The 6,586-nt window shown below is 69.0% G+C and carries 7 protein-coding genes and 1 pseudogene; all 8 read left to right on the top strand.

Features of this window, described 5'->3' with window-relative positions; translation table 11 throughout:
* The first annotated feature begins 267 nt into the window (after positions 1–267).
* Entirely contained in the window at positions 268–906 is a 639-nt protein-coding gene (locus QZY44_RS02565) for a histidine phosphatase family protein (protein WP_295441812.1), read from the top strand.
* A 104-nt stretch (positions 907–1,010) separates the two neighbouring features.
* A complete protein-coding gene (locus QZY44_RS02570; protein WP_295441815.1) occupies positions 1,011–1,556 on the top strand; it encodes a hypothetical protein in 546 nt (181 codons plus the stop codon).
* Positions 1,557–1,710: 154 nt separating this feature from the next.
* A pseudogene (locus QZY44_RS35575) lies at positions 1,711–1,845 on the top strand (hypothetical protein); the annotation flags it as partial.
* Between the two features lie 34 nt (positions 1,846–1,879).
* Positions 1,880–2,086 carry a hypothetical protein gene (locus tag QZY44_RS02575; RefSeq protein WP_295441817.1) on the top strand — a complete coding sequence of 69 codons (207 nt, stop codon included), beginning with the start codon at positions 1,880–1,882 and terminating at the stop codon, positions 2,084–2,086.
* Between the two features lie 75 nt (positions 2,087–2,161).
* Positions 2,162–3,748, top strand: a complete 1,587-nt coding sequence (locus QZY44_RS02580) for an ATP-binding protein (RefSeq protein ID WP_295441819.1) — start codon at positions 2,162–2,164, stop codon at positions 3,746–3,748.
* Entirely contained in the window at positions 3,691–4,791 is a 1,101-nt protein-coding gene (locus QZY44_RS02585; RefSeq protein WP_295441822.1) for a hypothetical protein, read from the top strand. Before QZY44_RS02580 ends, QZY44_RS02585 begins: the two co-directional genes overlap by 58 nt.
* Positions 4,691–5,395: a ParA family protein gene (locus QZY44_RS02590; RefSeq protein WP_295441826.1), complete on the top strand. Its 705-nt coding sequence runs from the start codon at positions 4,691–4,693 to the stop codon at positions 5,393–5,395. Before QZY44_RS02585 ends, QZY44_RS02590 begins: the two co-directional genes overlap by 101 nt.
* A gap of 85 nt (positions 5,396–5,480) precedes the next feature.
* Positions 5,481–6,586: O-antigen ligase family protein (locus QZY44_RS02595; RefSeq protein ID WP_295441824.1), on the top strand; the 1,106-nt coding region annotated here is incomplete at its 3' end.

Consider the following 6,586-nt stretch of genomic DNA (forward strand, 5'->3'; position numbering starts at 1 on the left):
GGCAGACGCGTTTGGTATTAATTGCAGATACGCGCGTCGTCCGGGACGGCTCGACCAAGGATTTCCCGGCCGTCACGAATAGACGGTGCTGGAAAATGCGAGTTTCCTGTCAGGCACTAGGTATGTCGGGTTACGGCGCGCGTCACGTGTCTGCGCTTGATGTCAGCACCTTGGCACGCGCGCCTAACCCGACCTACGGCCCAGGCACGGCTGGCACACGACGCCTAAGCTTGCCACGACCCGGCGAAGTGTTTAGCCTCCTGGACCATGAACGCCATCCCCCCTCCCCCCCCGCCGGCCCACACCACCGGCGCGACCAAGCTCTGCGTCACCCGCCACGGCGAGACCGACTGGAATATCACCGGAATACTCCAGGGCTGGATCGACGTGCCGCTCAACGACACCGGCCGAGCGCAGGCGCGTGAGCTGGCCGAGAGCCTCGCCGACTGCGGTTTTGCCCTGGTCTGCACCAGCCCGCTGCGCCGCTCGGCCGAGACCGCGGAGATCATCGCCGCCGCCTGGGGCCTGCCGCCGCCGACCGCCTACGAGGGCCTGAAAGAGCGCCATTTCGGCCACATTCAAGGCATGCCCAAGAGCGAACTGCTCGTCACGCATCCCGGCCTGCACCAGGAGATCGTGCGGCGCAATCCCGCCTGCCTGTTCGAGGACGGCGAGTCGATCGGTCATTTTGCCGACCGGGTCCGCGACGCCTTGCTGGCCATCGCCCAGGAGAATGCCGGCCGCCGCGTCCTGGTCATCACGCATGGCTGGGTCATGGATGCCATCACCCGCCACATAAGGCGACTCCCACGCACCGCCGTGCTGGACATGAAGCGCAAGAATGGCGAGTCTGTTTGGCTGCTGAGCACACCTGACGAGACCTTTATTGAAAGCGATGCGACCTGACCGCCTGGGCCAAAACGCGCACCGCTGAGACGATCACGCCCGCCCGCGGCCACCGCGCCAGGGGTGGCGGGGCATACCCACGACCACCGAAGACACCTGAGAGAATGCACAAACACCGCCCCCGGGCCGCTGCCCGGACCCTATTGCCGTTACTGCTCGCCGCCCTCGCCGCCCCAGTCGCCGCCGCCCCCCCCGAGATCCAGCCCATCCACACCGCGGTCATCCGCGCCACCACCGGACTGTGCCTGCGCGGCGCCATCTGCCATGTGGACAAGGCCGGGGTCTGGGTGCCCAAGAAAAAGGTCGCCATCGTCAGCGTCTCGGTGGCCGAGCAGGCGGAGATTGCACTCTACGTCGACCTGGAGGTCGCCACCCGCCCCGAGATGTACCAGTGCGCCGACAGCGACGCGACCGGCTGCATCTTCCGCATGAAATACGCCGGCCCCGGGCTCTTCGTCTATGGTGCCGAGCGCGGCAACACCTACCTGGGCTCCAACGTCACCACCACCAATATCACCTTCCCGACCGGCTACGGTATCGTGGTCCCCGCCGGCACCCCGATTTATGTGCATCTGGATGTACGCAACCAGAGCCTTATCGATCTGAAGGTGGATCAGGACGCCTGGATCTATTACGTGCCGTTGGAGTGAGACCGTCGCGGCCTGGGGGCCGCTCCTACGCGTGTAGGAGCGGCCCCCCGGCCGCGACGAAGCCTTGCGTAAACGCCCCTCCCGATTACACTTGCAAAAAACGCAAGAATCAGCAGGGGGCCGCCAGCCATGACCGGGGCACCACGGGGTCTTCATCAGCTACAGCCACGACTCGGACGCACACCGCTCGCGCGTCCTGGCACTCTCCGAGCGCCTGCGCCACGACGGTCTCCCCACCGATCTGGACCGTTACGTCAACGGCACCCCGCCAGAGGGTTGGCCGCGCTGGATGCTCGACCGGCTGGCTGGACGCGGCGGACCGGGTGCTGCTCTGCTGCACCCCGACCTATTACCGCCGCTTCAGCGGGCACGAGGACCCGACCAAGGGCAAAGGGGTCGACTGGGAAGGGGCCATCGTCACCCAGGCGATCTACGACGCCCACAGCCGCACCGCCCGTTACATCCCGGTCCTGTTCGACCCGGCGGATGAGCCCTGCATCCCCGAACCGGTGCGCGGCCGGACCTTCTAGTGTCTGAACTCGGAATCGGGCTACCAGGCCCTGTATGACGCGCTGCTTGAGCAGGCCGGCGTCGAGGCCGGCCCGGTGGGCGAACCCAAGCGCCGCCCGCGCCCGCAGGGCGAGCCGCTCACCTTCACGGACCCGGGCGACACGGCGCTCCGGGTCGACCTGACCAAGCTCCCCGCCGGCGCCCCGGACTTTCTCGGCCGCGGGCCAGAACTTGAAATGCTCGACGCCGCCTGGTCAGGCGAGGGGTCCGGCAACGGCGTGCAGATCGTCACCCTGATCGCCCCCGGCGGGGTGGGCAAGACGGCGCTCGTCAAGCGCTGGCTGGACCGGCTGCGGGCCGACGGCTGGCGCGGGGCGGAACGGGTGTTCGGCTGGAGCTTCTATAGCCAGGGGACCGGCGATGACCGTCAGGCGTCGGACGACAGCTTCCTCGCCGAGGCGCTCGCCTGGTTCGGGGTCGCACACGACCCGGCCGCCTCCCCCTGGGACAAGGGCCGGCTGCTGGCCCAGGCGGTGGCGGCGCGGCGCACCCTGCTGGTGTTGGACGGCTGCGAGCCGCTGCAATACCCGCCCGGACCGATGGCCGGGCAACTGCGCGCCCCCGGGCTCAAGGCACTGCTCGCCCAGCTCGCGGGCGCCGGCCAGCCGGGGCTTACGCGACTGACCAGCCGGGAGGCCATCGCGGATTTGGCCGAATACGCCCGCGGACCCGAATACCCCCAAGGCGCGGTCCTGACCCATGACCTGGGAAACCTGAGCGGCGCCGACCGCGCCCGGCTGCTGCACCGGGTGGGCTGCGTGCGGGCTGGGGCCGCCGCCATCGGGCCGGACGACCCGGAACTCTGCGCCGCCAGCCACGAGGTCCGAGGCCATGCACTGACGCTCAGCCTGCTCGGGTGCTATCTGAAAGAGGCCGAAGCGGGCGACTGCCGGCGGCGCGATACCGTGGACCTGATGGACGCGGCTGACGGCCATATCTTCCGGGTCCTGGCGGCCTACGAGACCTGGTTCGAACGGGCGGGCGCGACGGTGGAACTGGCCGCCCTGCGGCTGCTCGGGCTCTTCGACCGGCCGGCGGATGGCGGGTGCATCCAGGCGCTGCGGCAGGCGCCGGCCATCCTGGGGCTGACCGAGCCCGTGATGGACCTGACCCAGGCGCGGTGGAACCAGGCACTGAGCCGACTCGCCGACGGCGGGCTGATCGAGTTCCCTGCCGCTGGGAGCGCCGCACCCCAGTGCGGCACGATCTCGCAAACGACCCCGGCGTCGCGGTTTGCGGATGGGCCGGGCCGCACTGGGGTGCGGCGCCCCCAGACCGACGCGGTCGACGCCCACCCGCTGGTGCGCGAGTACCTGAGCCGGCGGCTGCGCGAGACGCACCCGGACGCCTGGCGCGAGGGCCACCGGCGACTCTATGAATACCTGAAGGCCAGCGTCCCCCGCGCCCGGACGGGCTGGCTGGGCTCCAGCCGCTCTACCAGGCGGTCGCACACGGGTGTCTCGCGGGATTGCAGCAGCAGGCGTGCGAAGAGGTCTATCGTGACCGCATCGGCCACGGCGCCGAAGCGTATGCAGTCAGGAAACTTGGCGCCTTCGGCAACGAGTTGGGCGCGGTCGCCTGCTTCTTCGACGAGCCCTGCCAGCGGGTCTCCACCGCCTTGAGCGAGCCCGACCGGGCCTGGCTGCTCAACCAGGCGGCCTTCCACCTGCGCGCGCTGGGCCGCTTGAGCGAGGCGGTGGGGCCGATGCGGGCGGGGCTGGACGGCGCGGTTCGGCTACAGGACTGGAAGAACGCCGCGGTTGTCGCCAGCAACCTGAGCGAACTGGACCTGACCCTGGGCCTGGTGTCGGACGCGCTGGCGGACGCCGGGCGGTCAGTGGAGTACGCCGACCGCAGCGGCGATGCCTTCCAGCGCCTGAGCAAGCGTACGACCCTGACCGATACACTGCACCAGCAGGGCGAACGGGAGGCCGCACTCGCGCGCTTCCGCGAGGCCGAGACCATGCAGGCGGAGTTTCAGCCCCAGTACCCGCTACTCTACTCACTCTGGGGCTTTCGGTATTGCGGCCTGCTGCTGGCCGGGCCGGAGCGCGCCGCCTGGCGGGTCTGGCTCGCGCGCCCCGATGGGCGTTCGGGGTCCGTCGGCCCTACCCGCGCCGACCTGGACGAGGCCCGGTCGATCGCCTCCCGCGGCGGCATGGTGCTCTTCATGGCCGACTGCCACCTGCACCGCGCCCGGCTCTGGCGCGACCGTGCCGAGCTCGCCCGCGCCCGTGCGCTGATTGAACACTGCGGCGACTGGCGCCGCCGCGAGGAGTTGGAAGACGCCGAGCGGGCGGCGCAGACCTGGCCCGCGCTGGAACCGTCGGATCGGATGGAGGCGCGACTGAAGTCGCACCTACCCTCGCGGACGCTGGTAGGGGCGGGTTTGAAACCCGCCCCTACGACGCCTCGCGCATGCGCGAGCCATCGCGGCGGGACGCACCGGCTCGGTGTTCTTGACTACAATGGGGGACTGGCCAATCAACTCCCGGAACACCGCCATGCGCCGAGTCGTCTTCAATCAGAAAGGGGGGGTAGGCAAGTCGACCATCGCCTGCAACCTGGCCGCCATCAGTGCCGCGCGGGGTCGGCAGACCCTGCTGGTCGATCTGGACCCGCAGGCCAACGCGTCGCGCTATCTGCTGGGCCAGGCGCTGGATGAGCAGGAAAAGACGCTGGCCCACTTTTTCGAGGACATCCTGAACTTCCGGATGTTTGGGGCCAAGCCGATCGAGTATGTGGCGAGCACCCGCTTTCCCAACCTGTTCGTCCTCCCCGCCGATCCCCGCCTGGAGGAACAGCAGGTCAAGCTGGAATCGCGCTACAAGATGTACAAACTGCGCGAGGCGCTGGATACGCTGAAGGATTTCGACGCGGTGTTCATCGATACCCCGCCGGCACTCAATTTTTTCACCCGCTCGGCGCTGATTGCCGCCGACACCTGCCTGATTCCGTTCGACTGCGATGACTTCTCGCGCCGCGCGCTGGTGGCGCTGATGGACAGCGTGCGCGAGATCCAGGCCGATCACAATCGCAACCTGCGGGTGGAGGGCATCGTGGTGAACCAGTATCAGGCGCGCGCCAACCTGCCGCTGCGCCTGGTGGAGGAGTTACGCGCCGAGGGGCTGCCGGTGCTGGACGCCTTCCTGTCAGCGTCGATCAAGATCCGCGAGTCACACACCCAGGCCCTGCCGATGATTCATCTGGACCCCAAGCACAAGCTCAGCCGGGAATTCGAGGCACTGTACAACCTGCTGACCGACTGATGTTTGTTTTACCATGGCGGCAGACCCCTGCCGCCGCGCCGACGATGGCTCCACACCCAGAGCCCCACCTAGAGCCCCGCCAAGCATGACCCTGCCGAGTGCCATCCTGACCCGCAAGCCCGCCGTCGCCCGGGGCCTGCTCCTGATCTTTGCCTTCACGGCCTGGTCACTCACTAAGCCGGCCATGATCGCGCTGCTGCTGCTGACGCTGCTCTTTCTCACCGAGGTCCCTGCGCAGCGGCGGCAACTGGGCCGTGAGCCGGCCATGCTGCTGGCCCTGGGTGTGCTGCTCATCACCGCCGCGCTCGCAGTACGCGCCGCCTGGCTCTTTCCGGCCATCGCATCCGCCCAGTGGCAGGGCGCCTGGGCCTGGACGGCGCCCTTCCTGTTCGTGGTCCCCGCCTGGTGGCTGCGGCGCGACCCGCAGCTGCTCTGGCAGGTGCTCGCCGCGGCGGCCCTGGGGCTGGCGTTCGGGGTGCTGTACAAGAGCGACTGGGCACTGACGCCGGCGATGCTGCACGGGCTGCGCTACGACTTCGGCTTTGCCAACCTGGGGCTGGCGTTTATCGCCTCGGTGGCGCTGGTGGGGCTGGTGCTGTTGCGTGCCCGGATCACCGGCCCCCGGCCCTGGCTCGGCTGGCCACTCTGGGTGCTGGGACTGGCGGCGCTGCTGTTCGTCCTGGTCGTCACCCAGTCGCGGGGGGCGGCCGTGGGGCTCGCCATTGCCGGGATGCTCTATGCCGTCATCCTGTGGCGCCAGCAGCGCCGCCAAAGCGGACCGATCCCACGTCAGGCACGCCTGGCCCTGATCGCCGCGCTCCTGTTGGTGACCCTGGCCGCCGCACTGCTGTGGGCCACTCGCGAGCGACAAATGATCGACCTGCGCGAACTCACCGTCGGCAGCCAACACGCCTTGAGCTATGACGAGAGCGCGTCGGTCGGCATCCGGCTCAATCTGGCTGAGTTGGGGCTGCAGGTCTTCGCCGCCCGCCCGCTCCTGGGTTTTGGACCCGGGACCAGCACCACCGAGTTCCTGGTGCCGCAGCGGGTGGTGGCGGTCGCCGACTACCAACGGGCCAATGCACCGCGGGCCTCACACCTGCACAGTGTGCTGATCGAGGGCCTGACCCGCTTCGGCCTGGCGGGTGTGCTGATCGCCGCCCTGCTGTTGGCGGTACTCGTGCGCGCCTA

The organism is uncultured Thiodictyon sp. (genome assembly GCA_903837595.1).
GTDB lineage: Bacteria > Pseudomonadota > Gammaproteobacteria > Chromatiales > Chromatiaceae > Thiodictyon.

Coding starts and splice junctions, on each gene's coding strand:
- QZY44_RS02565 (WP_295441812.1), top strand. CDS start 268: ATGAACGCCATCCCCCCTCCCCCCCCGCCGGCCCACACCACCGGCGCG.
- QZY44_RS02570 (WP_295441815.1), top strand. CDS start 1,011: ATGCACAAACACCGCCCCCGGGCCGCTGCCCGGACCCTATTGCCGTTA.